This is a genomic window from Acetanaerobacterium sp. MSJ-12 (genome assembly GCF_018917875.1).
Lineage (GTDB): Bacteria > Bacillota > Clostridia > Oscillospirales > Ruminococcaceae > Bittarella > Bittarella massiliensis.
Map to the genome: position 1 here is coordinate 29141 of NZ_JAHLPK010000001.1, position 20474 is coordinate 49614.

The window sequence follows — 20474 nt, forward strand, 5'->3', positions numbered from 1 at the left end:
AAAAAGAGAGCATTCCCAGAGGGGGGCGGCCGGTGCCAACCGACTGCCCCCCTCTCTTTGCACCGCCGAGCAAGGGGATTTCCCCCTGCCTGTGGTATAGTGGAAAAACAAGAAGGAAAGAGGAGGCGCGAGAGATGGATTGGAAGATCGTCAAGGGGCGGGAAGAACAGGTGAAGGAGATCGCCGCCCTCTACGCCAGGACCATCGACGCCCTGGTGGAGGGGGTCAACTATACCGGCTGGCAGCGGGGCGGGTACCCCGGCGAGGGGACCGCCCGCGAGGGGGTCGCCGCCGGGACCCTCTACGTCGCCCAAAAAGAGGGGGTGATCGGGGGGACCGTCATCCTCAACCACCTCTACGAGGGGGCCTATGAAAAGGGCGAGTGGGCTGTCGACTGCCCCTACAGCGAGGTCTTTTGCGTCCACACCCTGGTGGTGGACCCGGCCTGCCGGGGGCAGGGGATCGCCTCTGCCCTACTGGACTTCGCCGCCGCGGAGGGCCGCCGGGCGGGGATGCGGGCGCTGCGGCTGGACGTCTTTGAAGAAAATGCGCCGGCCATCGCCCTCTACGAAAAGAAGGGGTTTGAGCGCCGCACCCGGGTGGACCTGGGGCTGGGCATCCCGGGGCTCAAGTGGTTTTACCTCTGTGAAAAGCTGCTTTGAGGAGGGGGAGCGGGTGACCAATGAACAGATTTACCAGACAGCCCTGCGCCAGTCGGCCATCGACTGCAGCTGCCGGCCGGAGGACTTTTTGTCGGGGGAGAACCGGATCGTCCCCTCCCGCCCCCACGAGAGGGCGCGGCGGTACCTCACCCTCCCCTTCTCCTGCAACCTGGTCTCCTACGGGGGCGGGGTGGTGGCCTCGGTCAGCGGCGGGTTGGAGGGGCTGGTGGCCGATTACCTGAACCGGTTTGACCCCGTCCACTGCTTTGAGACCCCCAACCTGCACGTCTTGAACGACGCCTTGGCACCCCACGGGCAGCAAATCTGCTTTATGGCCGAGTACTTTCTCCCCGACCTGCGGGCGCTGCGGCCCCTCCCCTCCCCCCTGCCCACCCGGCTGTTGGGGACGGAGGAGTTGGCCCCCCTCTACCTGCCCCGGTGGAGCAACGCCCTCTGCAAAAAGCGGCGGGAGCTGGACGTGTTGGCGGTGGGGGCCTACGACGGGGCGGAACTGGTGGGGCTGGCCGGCTGCTCGGCCGACTGCGAGGAGATGTGGCAGATCGGCATCGACGTGCTGCCCGGCTACCGCCGCCGGGGGATCGCTGCCGCCCTCACCAGCCGGCTGGCGGCAGAGACCCTGCAGCGGGGCAAGGTGCCCTTTTACTGCGCGGCGTGGTCGAACATCCGCTCGGTGCGAAACGCCATCAAGAGCGGGTTTCGCCCCGCCTGGGTGGAGATGACCGCCCGGGAGCGCGCCTTTGTGGAGGCGTGCAACGGCAACCCATGACAAAAAGAGCGCCGGCTTTTTAGCCGGCGCTCTCGCTCCTTCTGTGGGGTTTACTGGTCGTCTGCCGCCAGGGCGGTGGTGTCGTGCATCCAGTCCTTTAACTGGGGGTAGAGCTTGCGGTACTGCTCGAAAAACGCCTGGTAGCGGGCGTGGCGCGCGGGGTCGGGGAGGATCCGCTTTTCCATCGCCACCATGGCCTCCGAGGCGGTGGGCAGGTCGGGGTACGCCCCCAGCCCCACCGCCGCGCAGATGGCCGAACCCAGGCAGGAGGCCTGTTTGTCCCGGGGGACGAGGATCTCCACGTTGCTGATGTCGGCGTGGATCTGCAAAAAGAGGTCGCTCTGGGCGGTGCCGCCGCTGATGTGCAGCCGCTCCACCGCAAAGCCGTTCTCCCGCAGCTGGCAGAGGAGGTTTTCGGTGCCGTAGGCGATCCCCTCCAGCAGGGCGCGGTAGAGGTGGGCCCGGGTGTGGTGGAGGGAGAAGCCGTAGACCAGCCCCCGCACGTTCCCGTCCAGGTAGGGGTGCTGGTTGCCCTGCCAGTAATCCAGGGCGATGAGGCCGCCGCTGCCGATGGGCAGGTCCTTTGCCTCCCGGTCCAGCAGGGCGTAGACCGACTCGCCGCTCTCCTCGCAGCGGGCGCTCAAGTCCTTGCAGAACTCGCCGATGAACCACTTGAGGATAGAGCCGGAGCTGACCTGGCCCCGGTAGGCGGTGTAGTAGCCCTCGATGAGGTTGTCCGGCCCGGCGTTGACGGTGGCCTCGCCGAAGGGGGGCGGGTCGGGGGTGAGGACCATGGCCAGGTTGGAGGAGCCGGTGATCAGCGCCACCTGGCCGGGGCGGCAGGCGCCCATCCCCAGAATGCCGATAGAGGCGTCGATCCCCCCCTGGCAGACCAGGGTGCCGGGGCAGAGACCCAACTGGGTCGCCGCCTCCTCGGTGAGCCCGCCGATGGGCTGCCCCACCCGAAAGACGCGTTTGTCGGGGAATTTGTCCAGGGCGTCGGCCAGGCCGATGGCCCGGTAGAAATCCCGGTGAAAGTCCCCCAGCCGGGCGTCGTACCCCCAGTTGCAGCTGCAGTTGACGTTGATGCTCCACAGGCCGGTGAGGCGGTAGGTCATCCAGTCCTGGTACTCGCAGAAGACCTGGGCCCCCTCGTAGTGTTCGGGCTCGTTCTCCTTGAGCCAGAGCAGCTTGGAGGGCATCCACTCGGGGGAGAGGTTTTCCCCCGTCAGCGCGCGGATGCGCTCGGCCTGGGGGGCGCTGCGCACGTCCATCCAGATCAGGCAGTCGCGCACCGGGGTGCCGTCGCGCTGGCAGAGGAGGACGCTGCAGTTGGTGGTGTCCACCCCCAGCGCGGCGATCTGCCGGGGGGAGATGCCGCTTTTCTGCAGCGCCTCCCCCACCGACTGCACCAGCGCCCGCCACCAGTCGGCGGGGGCCTGGTCGGCCCAGCCGGGGTGGAGGTGGGTGGTGGGATAGGGCGTGCTGGCAAAGCAGGCGGGGTTCCCCTGCAGGTCGTAGATGCCCACCCGCATCCCCCCGGTGCCCCCGTCGATGCCCATGACGTACTGTTTCATCAAAGTCCCCCTTTCGCAAGCCCGCCGTGACGCGCGGGCAGAGACCAAAAGGGCCGGCGGCGAACTGCAAGTTCGCCGCCGGCCACTTGCGCGCAGGAAGCGAGCTCTATTTCCGGAATGCCTTGACTGTATTCATAAAGTCGACCACCCGGTCGTAGTCGGTGAAGTTGTCAAACTTCCCGTCCTTTTTAAAGGTGGTCCCCACCACCGCGCCGTCGGCGATGGAGAGCTGGGTCTCGATGGTCTCTTTCTTGCAGCCGGTGTTGCAGAAGACCGGGGTGTCGGGCAGGGCGTCCTTCACCTTTTTGAGCACCTGGGTGTCGGTGGACTCGCCCGCGGTGAGGCCGGAGACCAATATGGCGTCGGGCTTGTCGTTAAAATTGGTGGAGCGGGCGATGTCCACGATGTCCCGGTCCCCCAGGTAGGCGGCGGCCTCGGGGAAGATGTTGAAGAGGAGTTTGACCTTCCCCCTCAGCCCCAGGTTGCGGTGGTGGCGGACGATTTCGCCGGTGTTGGTGTTCCACAGTCCCAGGTCGCCGGCGTAGACGCCGGACATGACCTCCCGCACAAAGCAGGCGCCGGTGGCGGCGGCCAGGTCGAGGGAGGCGAAGGGGTCCCACAGCATGTTGACCCCAAAGGGGATGTGGATGTCCTTTTTCAGCTCGCCGATGACCCGGGCCATGGCGGCGGTGGTGGCGGGTTTGACGGTGGTCAGGTAGGGCAGGGAGAACTCGTTGGAGAACATGACCGCGTCAACGCCGCCCTCCTGCAGGGCCAGGAAGTCCTCCCGGGCGCGCTCGACGACCCAGTCCATCCCCTTTTCCTCGTCGAAATAGGGGTCGCCCGGCAGGGCGCGGACATGGCACATGGCGATGATCGGCTTTTCGGTGGAAAACAGCTCTTTGACCCAGGACATGAAACTCCTCCTCACAGACAGGCCCCGCAGGGCGTTTGGTTGATTTGTCATTTATTATACTCCTGTAAAAAAGCGGGCGAAACCCTTTTACCGCCTATCAAATTGACGAAATTGCAGGAACAAAAGGCAGCAACTTTCACAGTCTCGGGGAAAAAGAGAGCAAGCGGCCGATTTGTCGAGATTTTGACCCCGCAATTGGGAATGTTGAAAAAAGAAAACAGGGCAATTGCAAACTGGCGCCAGTTTAGTATAATGGGAGCAGAACCGGCCACGCGAGACTTGAAAGGGGTGCGCACATGCTTGACAAACAAGAGATGAGACCGATCCTGCGGGAGTTTATGGAGACCCCCCGCCTCTCCGGCTTTGAGGGGCCGATGGCCCGCCGCTTCTGCGAGGAGATGAAAAAATACACCGACTCGGTGCAGATCGACCGGCTGGGCAACGCCATCGCCACCTTCCCCGGCACCGACCCCCAAGCGCCCAGCGCCATGGTCCTCTCCCACCTGGACACCATCGGCTTTATCCTCACCCGCATCGACGAGGGGGGCTTTCTCTTCTTCGACCGGATGGGCGGGGTGCCGGAAAAGGTGCTCCCCGGCATCGCCGTCGAGGTGGGGGACGAGGACGGGGGCTTTCACCACGGCATCATCGGCTGCCGGGCCTACCACATCCAGAGCCCCGAGCAAAAGAGCAAGGTCGACCCCATCGGCAACCTCTTCATCGACATCGGCGCCAAGAGCCGGCAGGAGGTGCTGGCGATGGGCATTCAGGTGGGCTGCCCCGCTATCTACGCCCCCCGCTACATCGAGCTGGTGGGCGACCGGATCGCCGGCTCCTACATCGATGCGGCTGCTGGGCTGACCAACCTGGTGCAGATCGCCTCGGCCCTGGCCGAGCAGCCGGCCCGCGCCACCGTCCACCTGGTGGGCACCGTCTGGGAGGAGTTTTCGGCCCGGGGGGCGATGATGGCGGCCCGCACCGTCAAGACCGACCTGGCCTTTTCCCTGCTGGGGCCGGGGGCGGCCGACACTCCCGACCAGCGCGGGGCGGTGAGCAACGTGGCCATGGGCGGCGGCCCCGGGGTCACCCTCTTCAACTTTCACGGAAAAGGGACCCTCAACGGGAACATCGCCCACCGCGGCCTGCTGAAACTGCTGCGGGAGGCGGGCGAGGAGACCGGCATCCCCATCCAGCGGCACGCCGCAAGGGGCGCCCTCTCGGACACCGCCTACCTGCAGTTGGAGGGCGAGGGCATCCCCTGCATCGACCTGGGGGCGCCCGACCGCTACAGCCACTCCCCCATGGAGACGGTGGACCTGGGCGATCTGGAGCAGGTGGGCCGTTTGGTGAGCGCCGCCCTCTACCGGTTGGACAGGGACTTTGACCTGGGCAGATACCCCGTTTGACCCCCTGCAGAGACAGACAAAAAGAGCGCCCGAACGCGGCATTGCCGGTGTTCGGGCGCTCTCTTTTTTGCAAAGGGGTCTTGCTACTGCGCGGCGTCTTTGCGCCCGCGGCGCTTGAAAATCAAGACGACGGCCAGGGTGGTCAGGGCGATGGCACCCACGCCGATCCCCGCGATCGCCACGGGGGAGAGCTGGCTGCCGCCGGGGTTCTGGGCCTCGGGGACCTCGGGGTCGGGGATATTCTCCCCCTGGGTCTCATCGCCGGGTCTGGGGGTCAGCGGGGTCTCCTCCTCGGGGATCTCCTCCCCCTCGGGGGCGGCGGGGGTGGTGTCTGGCGTGGTGCCCGGCGTTGTCCCCGGGGTGGTGCCCGGCACCTGCTGGTACTGGGGCACCTCTTCGGTTACGGTGTTGGTGTGCACCACCGAATCGTAGTAGAAGGTGAGGACGTTGGCGCTGCTGTCGGCGCCGATGGTCAGGGTCTGGCTGGCTGCCAGGGCGGTGAACTCGGCCACGGTGGGGGCGCTGAAGGTGACGGTGGCCGCGTTGCTGGCCACCCCCTGCAGGGCGGGGGCCACCTCGGCGCCGGTCTCCCGGTCGACAAAGCGGACGGTGTAGCCGTAGGTGTCGCCCTGCTTGGTCAGCCCATAGCTGGCCACGGTGGTGATGTCGCCGGTGGCCGACTGTCCGTTCTGGTAACCGGGGGCGGCGTCGAGCACCTCATAGCGGGTCTCGGTCAGCTGGATCTCGCTGGGGTTGGGGGCGTCGGGCAGGGCGGCCCCGACCGGCACCAGGATGGAGAGGCTGCCGGTGGCCTTGCTGAGCTGGTAGGAATAGCCGGTGGCCTCGATTTTTTGCAGGTAGCTCTGGGAGAACCGCCCGTACTCGCCGGGGCGGAAGGTCACCACATAGCCCTTGTTGCCGGCGGCGTGAACGGGCAGCGCCATCAGCGACAGCAGAAAGGCCAGCGCCAGGGTGCAGAGCCGCTTGGTCAGGTTGCGCATCTCGTTCACTCCTCTTCTCTGTGTTTCTTTTTCAGGATGATCAGCAGAGGCAGGGCGATGATGGTGGCCGCTGCCAGCAGAAAGATGGGGGCGTAGTCGCCGGTGAAGATGGTTTCGCCCGGCACCCGGTTGACCACCGTCTCGGTCTGGGGGGTCACCTCGGCGGCCTGGAAGGTGAACTGGATCAGCCCTTCACTGGCCTGGTAGGGGTTGCCCAGCGAAGCCGCGTCCGGGAGGAGGGAGAGGGTCACTTCGGCCCGCTCCCCTGCCTTTAGGGTGGCCACCAGGCGGTAGCCCTCCAGCTGGCTGTTGAGCTCTTTTAACTCCTGGCTGTCGCGGCCGCCCACCAGCGCGCCGGTGGTCTCGCCGGTGGCGGGGTCGTAGCCGTAGAGGACGCTGGTGGTCTCGCCGCTCTTGCAGGTGAGACGGACGGTGTACCCCGCCCCGGCGGCGCCGGCCTTCTCAAGGGTGTTGAGAACGTCGGTCTTCATGTAGAAGTTGGCGGTCGCCCCGCTCTTGTTTTCGAGCAGGAGGGTGTCGCTTGCCTCCACCCCCGGAAGGATGGAGGAGAAGCCGCTCATCTGACCGGTGCAGACCAGCGCGTCGCCGGTGTAGGCGACTTCGCCGCGCTCGGCGGCAAAGCCGGTCGCCGGCGCAGCCACGGCCAGAAGCAGGGAGAGGATAAGGCTCACTGCGCCCATTCGTTTTTTCATCTCTTGTCACCTGTCTTTCTGCCGTTACTGCTCAATGGCTGTGATGTTGCCGCTCTCGTCCAGCTGGGCCAAAACGCCCCAGCTGGTGAGGATGCCCTTCTGGTTGACATCGCCGTGCGCGGCCCCGGCGAACTGGACGCCCTCGGCCACCGCCTCTAAGCGGATGGTCTTGTCGGTGTACTCGTTGCCCAGCGCGGCGTCCACCGCGAGGGACTGGAGAAGGTCCTCGCTCGCCTCCTGGGGGGAGATGGGGCGGCGGAAATAGAAGGTCTGGGTCTCCCCGCTGGAGAAGGGGGGATTGGACTCCAGCCAGCCGCTGTCGGCCGGTGCGCTCACCTGGATGGCCGAGCCGTCCAAATCGGTGCGCTTGCCCTTCCCTTCGCCCTCTTCGTCTGCCCAGTACTTGGTCACCGTGACCCGCACGTAGGCAGCCACCGAGCCGGTGTTTTGCACGCTGTACACCCCGGCTTTGCCGGTGGCGTCTGCCAGGGCGACGGTGTCGCCGGGCATCACCGGCTGGCTCAACTGGTACTCGGCGGCCGGGGATCGGGTCTGGCCGTCGGCCCAGCCGATCTGCAGGGTGGTGGCGGCCAAGGGGGCGCCCACTGCCCGGTCGCCTTCGATCTGGCCGGCGGCCAGAGAGCCGCCGACGGCGGTTGCCGCAACCAGGACCAGCGCCGCACCCATCAGCAAAAATCTCTTTTTCACTTGAAACGCTCCCTCTTCTTGATCTTGTCTGCAAATGCCCACAGCAGGCACGCCAGGGCGAAGATTGTGATGCAGACCGCGATGCCGCCGACGGAGTGTAAAGCCGTGGAGACGGCGCCTAAAAGCGGAATGGAAAACAGGACTTCACCGGTCACCCGGCCGTAGGCGACCGGGGTCACGTCGGGCTGCGCGTTGGCGTCGCCCTTGGTGGTGATCTCCCTTTTCTGGGTGTCGTTTTGCACCACCCGGTGCACCTCCACCAGTTCGGTGGCGCTGCCCAGGGAAAAGGTGATGATCGCCCCTTCTTTAAGCCCCTCCGGTGCGCAGGGCTTGGTGTAGATGGCGCTGCCCACCGGAAGGGCCGGCACCATGCTGGGGGTGAGGACCGAGTAGACCTGAAAGCCCAGCAGCCGGGGCAAAACCAGGGGAAGGGTGAGAAGGGAGAGGCCGATCAGCAGCGCCGCTGCCGTGGCGCTGAGAACCTTTGCCTTCACGGCCTTCCCTCCTCTCTCACTTCAATTGGTTTGCTCTGCCCATCCGCGGGGACGGGGCAAAGGGTGGAACTAGTTGAACAGGCCCTGGAGTTGGATCGCCGCGGTGTTGGCGGCGGGGGTGAGGCTGGGGGCCTCCAGGTTCTTTTGCTGCACGGCGGCGGCCGAGACATTCAGGGAGAAACCGGCCTGGGCGTAGTTGTTGTCCCACGCCTCGCCGGGGATAGCGAAGTGCTCAAACAGGGTCACCTGGTTGGCGGGGTTGACGGTCTCGCCGGCGGCGGGGGCGGTGTAGCTGACGGCCTCTTTGTAGTAGCAGAGGAGGGCGTCGCCGTCCCGGCTGACGATCCACTTGTCGGTGTCGATTTCAGCGGCGACCAGGTCCAGCAGCTGGCTGCTCACCGACGCGCTGTTGATGTTGGCGTCTTGGCTGTTGGGGACCTCGGCCTGGGCGGTCACCCGAATGGCCAGGTAACAGGGCTGCGAGCCCTCCTCCACGGTGGCGCCCACCGTCTTGCTGATCAGGTCGCCGGGCATGATGTCGACATAGCCCAGGCCTTTGCCCTCGTTGTCGTTCACGGCGGTGACCATCTCTTTGCCGTCCACCGTGCCGGCGGGCGAGGCGTCGACGATGCCGATGTCCACCTTGCCGGTGGTGAAGACGTTGTCGCGCTGGGCGGTGGTGTCAGTGAAGTAGGCCAGGGTCCCCCCCACGGCAATAACGGCGACCAGCAGCAGGCTGGCGGCGGCAATCAGTGCATTTTTGCGTTTCATCATTCAAACCCCTTTGCTGTTTTGGTGTGGTTGGCCTGGCGTTAGGCCAGGGTGAAGTTGGTGCCGGCCTTGGCGTTGAGGGCGGTCAGGGCCAGGGCGCTGGTGGTGTCGTTGCCGCTCATCCCCTCGGACTGGATGCCGTAGGCGTAGAGGGAGATGGAGGGAATGCTGGCGGGCTTTTCGCTGTAATTGGCAAAGGTGACCTTGCTGAAGACAGGGGTCAGGTCGCCGGTGGCCTTGACGGAATCGTTGTACTTGTAGACGCCGTTGGTGCCCTCTTCAGCGGTGATCTTGGTCCAGTTGGCGGTGTCGATGTTCAGGCTCATCAGATCGTCGTCCGCCCCGCTGATGATCACAAAGATGTCAGCGCCGGTGGTGGGGACGGTGTCGACCGAGACAAACGGGTCTTTGGGGACGACCTTGTTGGGGTAGATGTCCTTGTAGGTGTTGGCCTTGACCTCGTCGGTGCCCAGCTGGTTGGTGTTCTGAATGTAGTTGTGCTCGTTGAGGTCGATGGCGAGTCCGTCGCTGGCGGAGAAGGCGTTTTCCACCTTGTTGGTGGTGCTGACGAAGTAGGCCAGAGTGGCGCCGATGGCGACCACGGCGACCAGGGCCAGAGAGAGGGTCATGACGAGGATGTTTTTCTTTTTCATATTCGGTTGCTCCTTTTCAAGTTGGCGTTGAAACGGTTTATGTGAGGGGCGCTGGGGCCCCGCGTTCCGATAGGGGATCAGGCGTCGCCCGATTTGGGGGCGCCTGCCTTCTCCGCCTCCCCCGCGGCGATGATGGCGGGGACGAAGTTGAGAAGGATGATGAGGATGACCAGGCCGCAGGCGGCAAAGATGCCGGTGGGGGTCTTGATGCCGGTGGTGAGATAGCCCAGCAGGGGGAGGTGGAAGGCGGCCCGGCCGAACACCTGGGAAAAGGCGATCTCCCCGTCAGGGGCGTCGTTGGCGTCCCCCTGGGTCACCAGGGTGCGGGCCTCGCTGTCCACGCTGAGGACCCGGTGGGTGACGTAGGTGCTGCCGTCGGGCAGCAGGTAGGTGCAGACGTCGCCGGCCTGCAGTTGGGACGCCTCGGTGGGCTTGACACAGACGATGCTGCCCACCGGGATGGCCGGCTCCATGCTGCCGCTGAGGACGGCCATCTCCCGGTAGCCGAGCAGCATGGGGATCAGGATGGCCAGTGCCACCGCCGCCAGGGCGGCCAGCAGCAGGGCGGAGAGGGTGTTGCAGATTTTTTTTGCCATCGGTCTTCTCCCCCGCGCCCTAGAACAGGGCCGCGATGGCGGGGAGGGAGGTCAGGCCGCCGGGCTCTGCGAGGACGCTCTCCTGGTAGATGGTGACCGAAAAGCCGGTCTGCTCCAGAAAGTCGCTTAAAGTCTTGGGCTGCCCCTCGTCCCCGTAGAGGTCTTTGCCGATTTTCACGCTGTACATCAGCGGCGGGGTGGCGCTTCCAGCGGGGAGGGGGGCACAGTAGTAGAAAAAGCCCGATTTCGAGGTGTCGCCGCTCACCCGGCCCCAGTCGGTACGGTTGATCTCGATGTAGACCTTGCTCTCATCTTCCATCGAGCTGCCCTTGGGGACAAACAGGAGATCGCTCTCGGCCACACCGGAGACCATGATCCGGGCCCGCACATAGGCGGGGGACTTGCCGGTGTTGACAATGGACACCGTCTTGTTGCCCAGGGAGTCGTCCTCCTCGATCTCGGTGGTCATGTCGGCGGGAGAGAAGCGGTTGGTGACCGCGCCGGTGCCCGACGCCTCATAGGCCAGGGTCGAGCCGATGCCAAAGACCAGCGCCGCCGTCAGAAGGGAGAGCAGCAATTTTTTGCGGTTTTTCCAAAATGCCTTCATGGGTTTCTCCTTTCTGCACTAGTTCTCGTCTCGGTCGTCGGGGGAGGGGATCAGGTCGTCCTGCTTGGGGACGATAAAGACCAGTTTCCCGTCCTCCACCTTGAAGACGTTGCGGGTGGCGCTGCTGTCGGTGGGGATGTCTCCGCCGCTGTACCGGTTTTGGAAGGTCACCTCCCGGTCGAGGGCAAAAGCGTTGTACTGCCGGCAGTCGCCGTCGTCAAAGCCGACACAGAGGGTGGCGGCGGCGCCGTTTTGGGCAAAGTGACCGGGGCGGTCGGCGGTGATGCCGGCCAGGGTGTAGTTGAGGTTTTCCAGCTCCTCCACCCGGTAGCTGCCGATGGGGACCGCGATCTCGGCCACCAGCTGGCGGCCATTCCCGGCGGCGTTTCTCATGTCGATGTGGTAGTAGTGGGTCACGCCGTCCTCGCCGGTGAGTTTGAAGCTAAAGACGGGGTCGCCCTTTTCCAGATTTACCTGGTCGAGCTGCTTGTAGATGCGCAGGGTGCCGTGGTTTTGCCGGTAGCTGTTGACCAGGGTGAGGGTGGCGGGTCTGCCGGGGCGCAGGGTGACGGTGGCCTTCGAGGAGTCGACGCTCACGTCGTATCCTTCCACCTCCTCCCCCGTCTCGGAGAGGGTGTACTGTCCGGGCAGCAACTGCTGGGTATAGGTGAAGGTGTTGCCGTCCCAATGGCCGCTGGGGTTGTCGCCCTTGACGGTGAAGGCGGTCTCGCCGTCGCCGTCGGTGACGGTAAAGGTGAGGGACTTTTTGAGGGCGGCCAGCTCTTGGTCGCTCAAGGGCCCTTCGATCACCTTGCGGATGGTGAGGTCGGCCTTTTTTAACTGGTTGGTGACGGTGACGGCGCTGACCCGCTCGGCCTGCACCACCCCTTCGGGGATCTTGCCGGCGCCCTTGCCGTCGGTGTCGATGGAGGTGGCGTTTTTGACCTGGTACTGGGGGGCCAGGTAGTTGTCTCCGGGGGAGACCTCCACCACCTGGAAGCTGCTGCCCCAGATGACCCCGGGGATGACCGCCTTTTCGTCGGCCTTCAGGGGGATGACGCCGTTGGACGTGCTCTTTTTCACCCCGCTGTCCAGATCGAGACTGCTGTCCTCGCGGCTCATCAGGTAGTACTCGCCCGCGTAGGCCTTGCCGCCGATCTGCACCTGCATGTCAAAGCTCTCGTCAGAGGACGCGCCCTGCATCACCTTTTCCACTGAGAGGTTGTAGAGGTTTTGCACCAGGCAGCGGTTTTCAAAGGTGACGGCGGGCCGTTCCTCCACCACCAGGTCCTCCGACTGGTAGACCTGGGTGGAGCCGTCGGGTCCCTCCGCCTTGGCGGTGGTGCTGTTGACGATGACCTCGTACTTGTCGGAATAGGCGCCGATCTCGCTGGCGCGGTAGACGGTATTTGCCTTGATGTTGTCGGCCAGGGCGGCATACTGTCCGTGTTTGAGGGTGAAGGTGCCGTCGCTGGTGGTCCCCTCCCGCACCTTCTGGGCGCTGCCGTTCACATCGGTGTAGACGGTGTAGCGGCCGGTGTAGGGGGTGTAGCGGCCGCCGTCTTTCAGCTCGACTTTAAACTGGAAGTCGGCGTCGGCAAAGTCGGCCATGTTGGTCTCGGTGATCTGTTTGCGCACCAGGATGGTCTCGTCGGGGATGGACTGGAGGTTGAACTTGATGCGGCAGTTGGAGCCGCCGGCACCCCGCTCCATGTAGTAGTAGCGGAAGGAGTGGGAGCTGTAGTTCTGAAAGATCCAGTTGCCGTTTTTCTTGACGAAGTTCTTGTTTACGTAGTCTTGGCCCTTGGCCGCTCTCATGATTTCGTAGAGGCTCTTGGTGACCACCTGATTTCCGCCCTTTTGGGTGTAGACGTGGTCGATGGCGACCTGCCCGGTGGCGAAGTTGATGGAGCCGCTCATGGCGTCGTGGATGCCGCCCATGTCCAGCACCAAAACCCCGTCGATGTAGATCCAGACGTCGTCGTCGCCGGTGAACTCAAAGACCATGTCCCGGCTGCCGATCTTGCCGTTTTTCGGCTGCATGAAGTTGAAGTCCATGGAGAGGCCGAAGTGGTAGTTGGCGTTGCTGTTCAGCGTCTGGCTGTTTTTCAGGTCGTTGAGGGGCAGGAACTTGGGGGTGGAGGGAGCGGTGTCCCCCGGCTTGTAGGGGGTCCTATAGACCTTGAAGTTCTTGTCGTTATTGTCCACGATGGTGGCGAAGTTCTTGGCCGCATCGTAGATGTAGTAACCCTCGCCGTCCTGGTAGAACAGGTGGTTGAGTCCGGTGCGGGCCGAGACCATCCCCTCGCCGTCATTGACGGCCTTGGGGCTAAACAGGTAGCTCAAACTGGTGCCGTTGGCCAGGCGGGGGTAGGCGGTGTTGCTGTTTTGCATGGTGGGCTGCACCACCCCTTGGATCACACCGCGGCCGCTCTTCCAGCCGTTCCAGAGTTTTCTGCCGTCGATGTGGGTGGCATTGGAGCCGACAAAGGAGAGGTAGTTGTCGTATTCGTTGGCCTCGGTGCCGTTGTAATCAAATAAGTTGAGGTGGATCCCCCGCGAGGCGCTGTCCACGGTTTGGATGGTGTCCAGAGAAGGACCGTCGCCGGGGGCGGCCAGAGCGGTGGCGGGCGCCAGATTTGCCAGCATGGCGGTGGCGAGCGCCGCGCTGAGTAAACGGCTGAACAGTTTGCGTTTCATCATTGCTGCCTCCTAAAGGGATGGTGTAGATGGGGCTTTTGGAACGCCGGCTTCAGGAAAAGGCGGCGGAGGGCTTGTCGCTGGGGGGAGAGGTCTCTTCCAGGGCACTGTCCATCAGTTTGATCAGCTCCAGCGCGCTGCGGAAGTGGCTCTGCTTGCCCTCTTCCAGCCAGGTGACGGTTCCCTGCCAGGTGGCGTTTTGCCGGTAGGTGACCTGAACGGTAAAGGTGGCGCGGCCCCCAGCGTGCTCGGACAACCTCTCGATCGGCTGTCTGTCCATACGTGTGTTCCCCCTTTTTGCCGGCCGGGGGGAGAAGCTGCGGGCGAGCAGCCCCGGCTGCGGGTAGTTCCAGGTGTCAAAAAGTGATTCTGCGGCGAGGAGCAACTGCTCTGCGCCCGCAAACAAAATGGGGGTGGGCGCGTACCGGTGGTAGAGTCGGCCGCGAAAGGTGCCGCTGCCCACAGCGTCCACGCAGATGCGGATGGCATTTTTTGCGCGGCTGATGTCTGGTGCGGGCATTTCCCCTCTCCCCTTTCTATCTGTATGGTTTTACCATAGCAGCGGCAGGTCAAAAAACGGTTAAAATACAGGGAAAATCGGGGTGACATTTTTCGACCCTTCACCGGCGACAAGGCGACAAAAAGCGCCCCCGCGCACAGGGCGCGGGGGCGCAGAAGGGGCAAAAGAGACTATTTCCAGCCCGGGTCGGCGCCCATCATCTGGGTGCAGCCGGGGCTGCCCACGGGGGTGGATTTGTAGTGGAGAACGACGCCCCTGACCCGTTCGGGTGCGCTTTGAAAGCGGGCGTCGATGCGGTCGCTGATGAGGGTGCAGTTTTCGCGGGTGAGCCCCAGCAGCAGGATGAGGAAGCGCCCGGCGCAGGGCTGGGTGTAGGCGTCCCCCCGCCGCAGGGCGTTTTGAATGGCCGCGCTCACCTGGGGGATGGCCTTTTCCAGGCGGCCCCTATCCCCCAGGGGCTGGCCCTGCCGGTCGGTGAGCCAGCAGAGCATCAAGTAGGCCGACTGGCCGCTGCGCTCGAGCATCCGCCCGACGGCCCGGTAGGTGTCGATAAAGCTGGGAAAGGGGCAGTAGTAGGCCCCGTGGGCGGCGGTGTCCTCGGCGAGGACCGTCTGCAGCTGCTCCATCGAGACCGCCCGCTCAGGGGCCACCTGCTCGATCTTGCGCAGCGCGTCGATGAGCTGTTCTGACGGCTTGACGCCGAAGGTCTCCTCCAGACGGGTGGCGGTCTCCTCGTAGACGTCCTTGGCCTCCTGATAGCGCTCCAGCGCCAGCAGGCTTTCGATGCGCAGGGCGTCCCACTCCTCCTGCGGGCAGAGGGCCGAGGCGCGGGTGGCCACCGTCAGCACCTGGGCGTCCTCCCCCTTCGCCCGCAGCAAGTCGGTGAGGGCGCGCACGCAGCGGGCGTAGAGCTCCCGGCAGTGGACTGCCACCGCCACCGCCCACTCCTCCCCCTGCAGGTGGGGCAGAAAGTCGCCGGTGTAAAGGGCGCAGGCCCGCCGCAGGGCCTCCTCCCGCCCGGGGCCGGTCTCGGCCAGGGCCGCAGCGGCCTGCCGGTAAAAGCAGTCCACGTCCACCTCGGTGGGCAGGCTGCTCTGCCAGCGGTAGCTGCCGCCGGAAAACTGGATGGTGGTCCCCGGCAGCCCCGCCTGGGCCAGCCGTTTGCGCAGGTTGCTGATGGTGACTTTTAAGTTGTTGGCCGGGTCGGTCACCCGCTCGTCTCGGCCGTAGAGCCGGTCCATCAGCACGGCGCGCGAAAGGCCGTGCTCCCGGTCGTACAGAAGCATCTGCAGCGCCTGCATGGCGCGGGTGTTGTTGTTTCGCTCCAACTTGAGGGCGGTTTCCCCGAAGCGAATGGAAAACTATCCCAACATGGTGACTGTCAGGCACTTTGAAGGTTCCATTGCCATCTGTCCTCCTTGCCGCAATTTGCGCTCCCGCCGGCCGGGAACGGCTGCCAGTGGCGATCCCAGCGGTGACAGGGCAAGACCCATCCCGCCGCTGGGTAAAACGACTGCACAGCGATCTTTAAAGAGATATAGAGTGAACGCGAGAAAAATGCGCTTTCTGTAAAATTACACCCGCCCGAACGCACGGCAAAAGGCTGGAAAAGGCGGGTCTTCGCGGGGCCGTACAGCGCCGCCCTTTCCGAACAGCACTGCCGACTCGCTGTGTGCAAGCTGGCTTTTTTGTTGCACAGGCACAAAAAACAGGTCGAAAAGAAAAGGCGTACTCTATTTTCATTATAGAGAAAAAATCCCGAAAGAAAAGCCCTGGCGGGGAATTTTCTTTCGGGAAAAATTCGGTCTATTTTTTTAAGCGGGCGAAAAAACGGCGCAACTATGCGATTTTTTCTCGCTTTTTACTCCGCGAAGTATCACGAAAGGCGGACTATAAACGCCTGTTTGTGACCAGTTAGCCACAGGCGGTTTCCAGCAGGGAGCGGATCTCGCCGGGCAGGTACTCCCCCTGCGCGGGGTCCTTGATGTCCTTGAGGTAGTGGGCGTCGGAATTGGTGATGGCCTTGATGTCGGCGGGCACCAGCCCGTCGGCGATCATCTGCCCCGCCCGCTCGATGCGGGCGAATTCGCCGATGGAAAAGCCCATGTCCCCGCTCATGATCCCCAGGTTGCTCACCAGGCTGTTGGCGCCCTTGTCCAGGTGGGCGGGCCAGCAGACCCCGCCCCCTGCCGCCACCCGCTGGGGCACCTGGGAGAGGGGGATGGAGCAGGCGTTGATGAGCAGTTTGTCCACCCGGCCGACGACCTGGTCCTCGGTGTCCATCACCAGCTGGTCGCCGAAGATGGCGGGGTCGTTTTGGATGGGGGGCAGGGCGGCATAGACCTCCTCCCCAAAGGCGAGGGCGGCCTCAAGGGTGGGAAAGAGGCAGACCACGTGCACCTCTTCCGCGGTGCAGAGCTCCATCCCCGGCAGCACCGGTATCTGGTAAAACCGCCCGGCCTCCAGGGCGGCCGGGCAGTTGAGGGAGCTGTTGTGGTCGGTGAGGGCGATGAAGTCGAGCCCCAGGGCCTTGGCCATCCCCACCAGGGTGGCGGGGGTCATCTCGTTGTCCCCGCAGGGGGAGAGACAGCTGTGCAGGTGCAGGTCGTACTTGTAGGCGGGGGCGGAGAAGCGGCCCATCAGAGACCGCCGCCCAGCTGCTCCACCAGCCGGGCCGCCTCGTAGACGGGCAGTTCGGTCCGCAACAGGGCGATCCCCTGTTGGCGGGCCCGCTCCACCGCGGCGGGGTCGAAGGCCATCCCCTCGGCCAGGAGGATGCAGGCGGCGTCGGCCAGGGTGGCCACCGCCACCGCGTTGACGTTGCCCATGACGGTGACCCAGCAGTCGCCGGCCTTGGCGCGGCCCATCACCAAACTCAACAGGTCGCAGCAGTAAATGCCCTCCACCGGCCGCTCCTCCCCCCCGCAGACCGGGGAGAAAGAGGGGCAGGACAGCAGTTCTTGGGTGGTCAGTTTCACGAGTGGTCCTCCTTTCTAAAGGGGAGAGGGACGAAGCTCTTCATCTCGCCGCTCTCGAACTCCTCCAGCTCCTCCCGCATCCGGAAGATGCAGTCGCCCTCCTGGGCGAAGCCCCGCACCACGTCCTCGGCAAAAGCCCGGCAGGAGGGGGCCCCGCAGGAGCCGCAGTCCAGCCCCGGGAGGGAGGCGGCGAAGGCCTCGATCTTCTCCATCTTCTCCAGGGCCACCGAGAAGTCGGGGTCCAGCCGCATCACCGGCTCGTAGGTGAGCTCCTTCTCCCAGCGGAAGCTGTCGGGGATGGGGGTGGTGAGCCGGTTGCAGGCCACCGGCAGGTACTTGCGCAGCCGGGCCAGCTTGGTCTTGGCCACATAGGGGTTTTCCACCGTGAGGACCCCGCCCACGCAGCCGCCGGAACAGGCGTTGAGCTCGACGAAGTCCAGGCGGTCGAATTTCTCGTCCTCCATATCCTCCAGCACCCGGATGACGTTTTCGATGCCGTCGGCGGCCAGGTAGCTGTCCGAGAGGAGGGCCGAGGCCTCCCCCCCACTGCTGCCCCAACCCACCCCGATGCGGCCGGTGGAGATGACAGAGGGATTGCCCTCCTCGGTCATCTGTTCCAGCAGGGCCGGGTAGAGGTCCTTGACGGCCAGCACGTAGTCCACCGCGCTGCGCTCCACCCCAATGGGGGACTTGGAGGCGGTGACCTTGGCCGGGCAGGGGGAGATAAAGGCGGTGCAGATCTCCTCCTCGGGGATGCCGGTCTTTTCTGACGCCTCCCGCTTGGCCATCCGCGCGGCCACCTCCACCGGGGCGTTGAGGGGGAGCACGTGGCTGACGAGCTGGGGAAAGCGCACCCGGATGAGCCGCGTCACCGCCGGACAGGCCGAGGAGATGACCGGCTTTTTGATGTCGCCGTACTTCATGATCCGCCGGGTGGCGTCGCTGACGAGCTCGGCGGCGCGGGAGACCTCGAACACCCCGTCAAAGCCCAGGCGCAGCAGGGCGCCGGCCACGATGTCCATGTCGCTCAAGTTGTTGAACTGGGCGAACAGGGCCGGCGGCGGCAGGGCGATCTTGTACTTGTAAGGGGCGCTTTGTAGCGCGGAGAGCGAGTCATAGGTGGCCTGTTTGGCGTGGTGCGGGCAGATGCGGATGCACTCGCCGCAGTCGATACACTGCTCCTTGATGATGTGGGCCTTTCCCTTGTGCACCCGGATGGCCTCGGTGGGGCAGCGCTTGATGCAGTTGATGCACCCGCGGCACTTCTCCGGGTCCAGGGAGACCGAATGGTAGAACGCTTCGGCCATGAAGGCGCCTCCTCTCCTGATGTGCTGAATCGGCAAAACGAATCGCGGGCAGGGGGTCAGATCCGCACCGTCATGTAGACGGTGGTGCCCACCCCCAGCTCGGTGTCGATGTGGATGTCGTCGGTGTACTTTTTCATGTTGGGCAGCCCCATGCCGGCGCCGAACCCCAGGTTGCGCACCTCGTCCGGGGCGGTGGAGTACCCCTCGGTCATGGCCAGCTCCACGTTGGGGATGCCGGGGCCGGTGTCGGCCAGGATCATCTGGATGTGGTCGGGCTCCACCGTGACGGTGACCGTCCCCCCGTGGGCGTGGATGACCATGTTGATCTCGCCCTCGTACATGGCGATGGCCACCTTGCGAATGGCCTCGGGGTCCACCCCCAGGGCCTTGAGTTTTTTCTTCACGTCGGAAGAGGCCTCTCCCGCCCGGGTGAAGTCGTCCCCCGGCACGTCGTAGTGAAGGGTCAGCAGTGCTGCCATGTCCGTGTACCTCTCTTGTCGTCATAATAGCCGCCGCTGGCGGGCGTGCGGCAGATGCGCCGCTGGCCGGCAGGAGGACCTGCCGGCTGGATAAAAGCTGTGAAAGAAGGGCCGCCTCTCCTCGCTGGGGGGGGCGGAGAGGGACTGTGCGGGAGCCGGGGGAAAGCCGGTTGAGCCTTCACACCGCCGCCCAACCCAGAGGGCGATTTTTGCAGGCGGGAAATCGGGTCCGGTGCCGCGATGGCGGCAGGCGTGGCGACTGCCCCGCCAGGGGCCGGTTTCGGGGAGCCGGGGGAAAGCCGTCTGGGCTTTCACACCGCCGCCCAACCCGGCGGACGATTTTTGCAGGCGGGAAATCGGGGCCGGTGCCGCGACAGCGGCAGGCGTGGCGACTGCCCCGCCAGGAGCCGGTTTTAAGGAGCCGGAGGGAAAGCCGTCTAGGCTTTCACACCGCCTCCCAGCCCGGCCGCGTACAGTTTGCCGCAGGCGGTGAACATCCGCTCCGGGGTGGAGAGCAGGGCGATCTCCCGCTGCTGGGCCAGGGCGATCATGGCGCTGTCGGGCACCTTCCCCCGCACGAAGACGACGCAGACCATGTCCATCATCTCGGCGGTGCGGATCACCTGGGGGTTGACGAGCCCGGTGAGGAGGACCGACTGGTTTTTGACAAAGGCCAGCACATCGCTCATCATGTCGCTGCCGCAGGCGGTCTGTACCTCGTGGTCGCGCCACTCCTCCCCGCAGATAAAGTCGGCGTTTAATATGGTTTGAATCTCGGCAATGGTCAAGGCTGTTCCCTCCCTGTAAAAGGGCGGAGGCCCGGTTCCCCTCCCCCGGAGGAGGGGGGCGCGCCGCCCGCTTGGTACCTTCTATGATAAGCCATTGCGCGCCAATTTGGAAACGGATTCTTATCAGCAAAACAACCAAATTCCATTTTAAAAATTGATGGTTCCGTCAAAATTTCAGAAAATTGCCAGGATTTGCCGGTTTTGGTGGATTTGAAACCGGGAGTTTGCTATAATTTTTAGAGCTAATGGTCTGCGCCAGACGGCGCATTTTCCAATTCTTTTGGGGATCATTCATAGGAGGTACGATTGATGGCCAACAAAATTTCGCCGGTGCCGTTTAGCGGCACCAAAGAACAGGAGCAAAAGCTGCTGGAAGTCATCGCCGCCCACAAGGACACCCAGGGCGCGCTGATCTCGGTTCTCCAGCAGGCGCAGGATATCTACGGATACCTGCCCATTGAAGTGCAGAAGATCATCGCCGAGAAGATGGGCGTGCCGCTGGAAGAGGTCTACGGCGTTGTCTCCTTTTACGCACAGTTCTCGCTCAACCCCAAAGGCAAATACAAGATCTCTGTCTGCCTGGGCACCGCCTGCTACGTCAAGGGCTCGGGCGACGTGTTCGACAGACTCAGCCGCACCCTGGGCATCTCCTCCGGCGAGTGCACTCCCGACGGCCGCTTCTCGCTGGAGGCCTGCCGCTGCGTGGGCGCCTGCGGTCTGGCCCCGGTCATGACCGTCAACGACGAGGTGTACGGCCGCCTGGTGCCCGACGACATCGACGGCATCATCGCCGACTACCAGAACCGGTAAG

General features: G+C 64.4%; 22 protein-coding genes. 4 read left to right on the top strand and 18 right to left on the bottom strand.

The window, feature by feature from the left end; genetic code table 11:
• Positions 1-134: 134 nt before the first annotated feature.
• On the top strand, positions 135-662 hold the full coding sequence (locus tag KQI11_RS00105) for a GNAT family N-acetyltransferase (RefSeq protein WP_216400636.1): 528 nt from the start codon (positions 135-137) through the stop codon (positions 660-662).
• A 13-nt stretch (positions 663-675) separates the two neighbouring features.
• A complete protein-coding gene (locus KQI11_RS00110; protein ID WP_216400637.1) occupies positions 676-1449 on the top strand; it encodes a GNAT family N-acetyltransferase in 774 nt (257 codons plus the stop codon).
• 50 nt (positions 1450-1499) lie between these two features.
• Here KQI11_RS00110 and KQI11_RS00115 read toward each other — a convergent pair whose 3' ends face one another.
• Both KQI11_RS00115 and KQI11_RS00120 read right to left on the bottom strand, forming a co-directional pair.
• Positions 1500-3026: an FGGY-family carbohydrate kinase gene (locus tag KQI11_RS00115; RefSeq protein ID WP_216400638.1), complete on the bottom strand. Its 1527-nt coding sequence runs from the start codon at positions 3024-3026 to the stop codon at positions 1500-1502.
• 106 nt (positions 3027-3132) lie between these two features.
• Entirely contained in the window at positions 3133-3993 is an 861-nt protein-coding gene (locus tag KQI11_RS00120; protein ID WP_353653873.1) for a BtpA/SgcQ family protein, read from the bottom strand.
• A 245-nt stretch (positions 3994-4238) separates the two neighbouring features.
• Here KQI11_RS00120 and KQI11_RS00125 point away from each other — a divergent pair, with 245 nt between their 5' ends.
• Entirely contained in the window at positions 4239-5348 is a 1110-nt protein-coding gene (locus KQI11_RS00125; RefSeq protein WP_216400639.1) for a M42 family metallopeptidase, read from the top strand.
• An 83-nt stretch (positions 5349-5431) separates the two neighbouring features.
• Here KQI11_RS00125 and KQI11_RS00130 read toward each other — a convergent pair whose 3' ends face one another.
• The 16 genes from KQI11_RS00130 to KQI11_RS00205 form a co-directional block, all read right to left on the bottom strand.
• Positions 5432-6349 carry a hypothetical protein gene (locus KQI11_RS00130; RefSeq protein ID WP_216400640.1) on the bottom strand — a complete coding sequence of 306 codons (918 nt, stop codon included), beginning with the start codon at positions 6347-6349 and terminating at the stop codon, positions 5432-5434.
• A gap of 5 nt (positions 6350-6354) precedes the next feature.
• Entirely contained in the window at positions 6355-7062 is a 708-nt protein-coding gene (locus KQI11_RS00135) for a hypothetical protein (RefSeq protein WP_216400641.1), read from the bottom strand.
• Positions 7063-7086: 24 nt separating this feature from the next.
• Positions 7087-7770, bottom strand: a complete 684-nt coding sequence (locus KQI11_RS00140; protein ID WP_216400642.1) for a hypothetical protein — start codon at positions 7768-7770, stop codon at positions 7087-7089.
• Positions 7767-8264 (bottom strand): signal peptidase I, encoded by a 498-nt coding sequence (locus tag KQI11_RS00145; protein ID WP_216400643.1) that lies wholly within the window; start codon positions 8262-8264, stop codon positions 7767-7769. The genes KQI11_RS00140 and KQI11_RS00145 overlap by 4 nt, the downstream gene beginning before the upstream one ends.
• A 69-nt stretch (positions 8265-8333) precedes the next feature.
• Positions 8334-9035 carry a SipW-dependent-type signal peptide-containing protein gene (locus KQI11_RS00150; RefSeq protein ID WP_216400644.1) on the bottom strand — a complete coding sequence of 234 codons (702 nt, stop codon included), beginning with the start codon at positions 9033-9035 and terminating at the stop codon, positions 8334-8336.
• Positions 9036-9076: 41 nt separating this feature from the next.
• The gene (locus KQI11_RS00155) at positions 9077-9688 is read right to left on the bottom strand and encodes a hypothetical protein (RefSeq protein ID WP_216400645.1); all 612 of its coding nucleotides are present in this window, start codon (positions 9686-9688) and stop codon (positions 9077-9079) included.
• A gap of 77 nt (positions 9689-9765) precedes the next feature.
• Complete coding sequence (locus KQI11_RS00160) at positions 9766-10284, bottom strand: signal peptidase I (protein ID WP_216400646.1); 519 nt, start codon at positions 10282-10284, stop codon at positions 9766-9768.
• A 19-nt stretch (positions 10285-10303) separates the two neighbouring features.
• Positions 10304-10891, bottom strand: coding sequence for a hypothetical protein (locus tag KQI11_RS00165; protein ID WP_216400647.1), 588 nt, complete (start codon positions 10889-10891; stop codon positions 10304-10306).
• A gap of 18 nt (positions 10892-10909) precedes the next feature.
• On the bottom strand, positions 10910-13591 hold the full coding sequence (locus KQI11_RS00170; protein WP_216400648.1) for a DUF7601 domain-containing protein: 2682 nt from the start codon (positions 13589-13591) through the stop codon (positions 10910-10912).
• Between the two features lie 52 nt (positions 13592-13643).
• Complete coding sequence (locus KQI11_RS13070; RefSeq protein WP_243164326.1) at positions 13644-14111, bottom strand: hypothetical protein; 468 nt, start codon at positions 14109-14111, stop codon at positions 13644-13646.
• A 170-nt stretch (positions 14112-14281) separates the two neighbouring features.
• Positions 14282-15439, bottom strand: a complete 1158-nt coding sequence (locus KQI11_RS00180) for an AfsR/SARP family transcriptional regulator (protein ID WP_216400649.1) — start codon at positions 15437-15439, stop codon at positions 14282-14284.
• 586 nt (positions 15440-16025) lie between these two features.
• Complete coding sequence (locus KQI11_RS00185; protein WP_216400650.1) at positions 16026-16751, bottom strand: PHP domain-containing protein; 726 nt, start codon at positions 16749-16751, stop codon at positions 16026-16028.
• Entirely contained in the window at positions 16751-17089 is a 339-nt protein-coding gene (locus KQI11_RS00190) for a DRTGG domain-containing protein (RefSeq protein ID WP_256135438.1), read from the bottom strand. The genes KQI11_RS00185 and KQI11_RS00190 overlap by 1 nt, the downstream gene beginning before the upstream one ends.
• A complete protein-coding gene (locus tag KQI11_RS00195) occupies positions 17086-18396 on the bottom strand; it encodes a [Fe-Fe] hydrogenase large subunit C-terminal domain-containing protein (RefSeq protein WP_021659028.1) in 1311 nt (436 codons plus the stop codon). Before KQI11_RS00195 ends, KQI11_RS00190 begins: the two co-directional genes overlap by 4 nt.
• Before the next feature lie 56 nt (positions 18397-18452).
• Positions 18453-18875 (bottom strand): ATP-binding protein, encoded by a 423-nt coding sequence (locus KQI11_RS00200; RefSeq protein ID WP_021659027.1) that lies wholly within the window; start codon positions 18873-18875, stop codon positions 18453-18455.
• Between the two features lie 437 nt (positions 18876-19312).
• Positions 19313-19663: a DRTGG domain-containing protein gene (locus KQI11_RS00205; RefSeq protein ID WP_044992276.1), complete on the bottom strand. Its 351-nt coding sequence runs from the start codon at positions 19661-19663 to the stop codon at positions 19313-19315.
• Between the two features lie 309 nt (positions 19664-19972).
• Here KQI11_RS00205 and KQI11_RS00210 point away from each other — a divergent pair, with 309 nt between their 5' ends.
• Positions 19973-20473 carry an NADH-quinone oxidoreductase subunit NuoE family protein gene (locus KQI11_RS00210; RefSeq protein WP_185915371.1) on the top strand — a complete coding sequence of 167 codons (501 nt, stop codon included), beginning with the start codon at positions 19973-19975 and terminating at the stop codon, positions 20471-20473.
• The last annotated feature ends 1 nt before the right edge of the window (position 20474 follow it).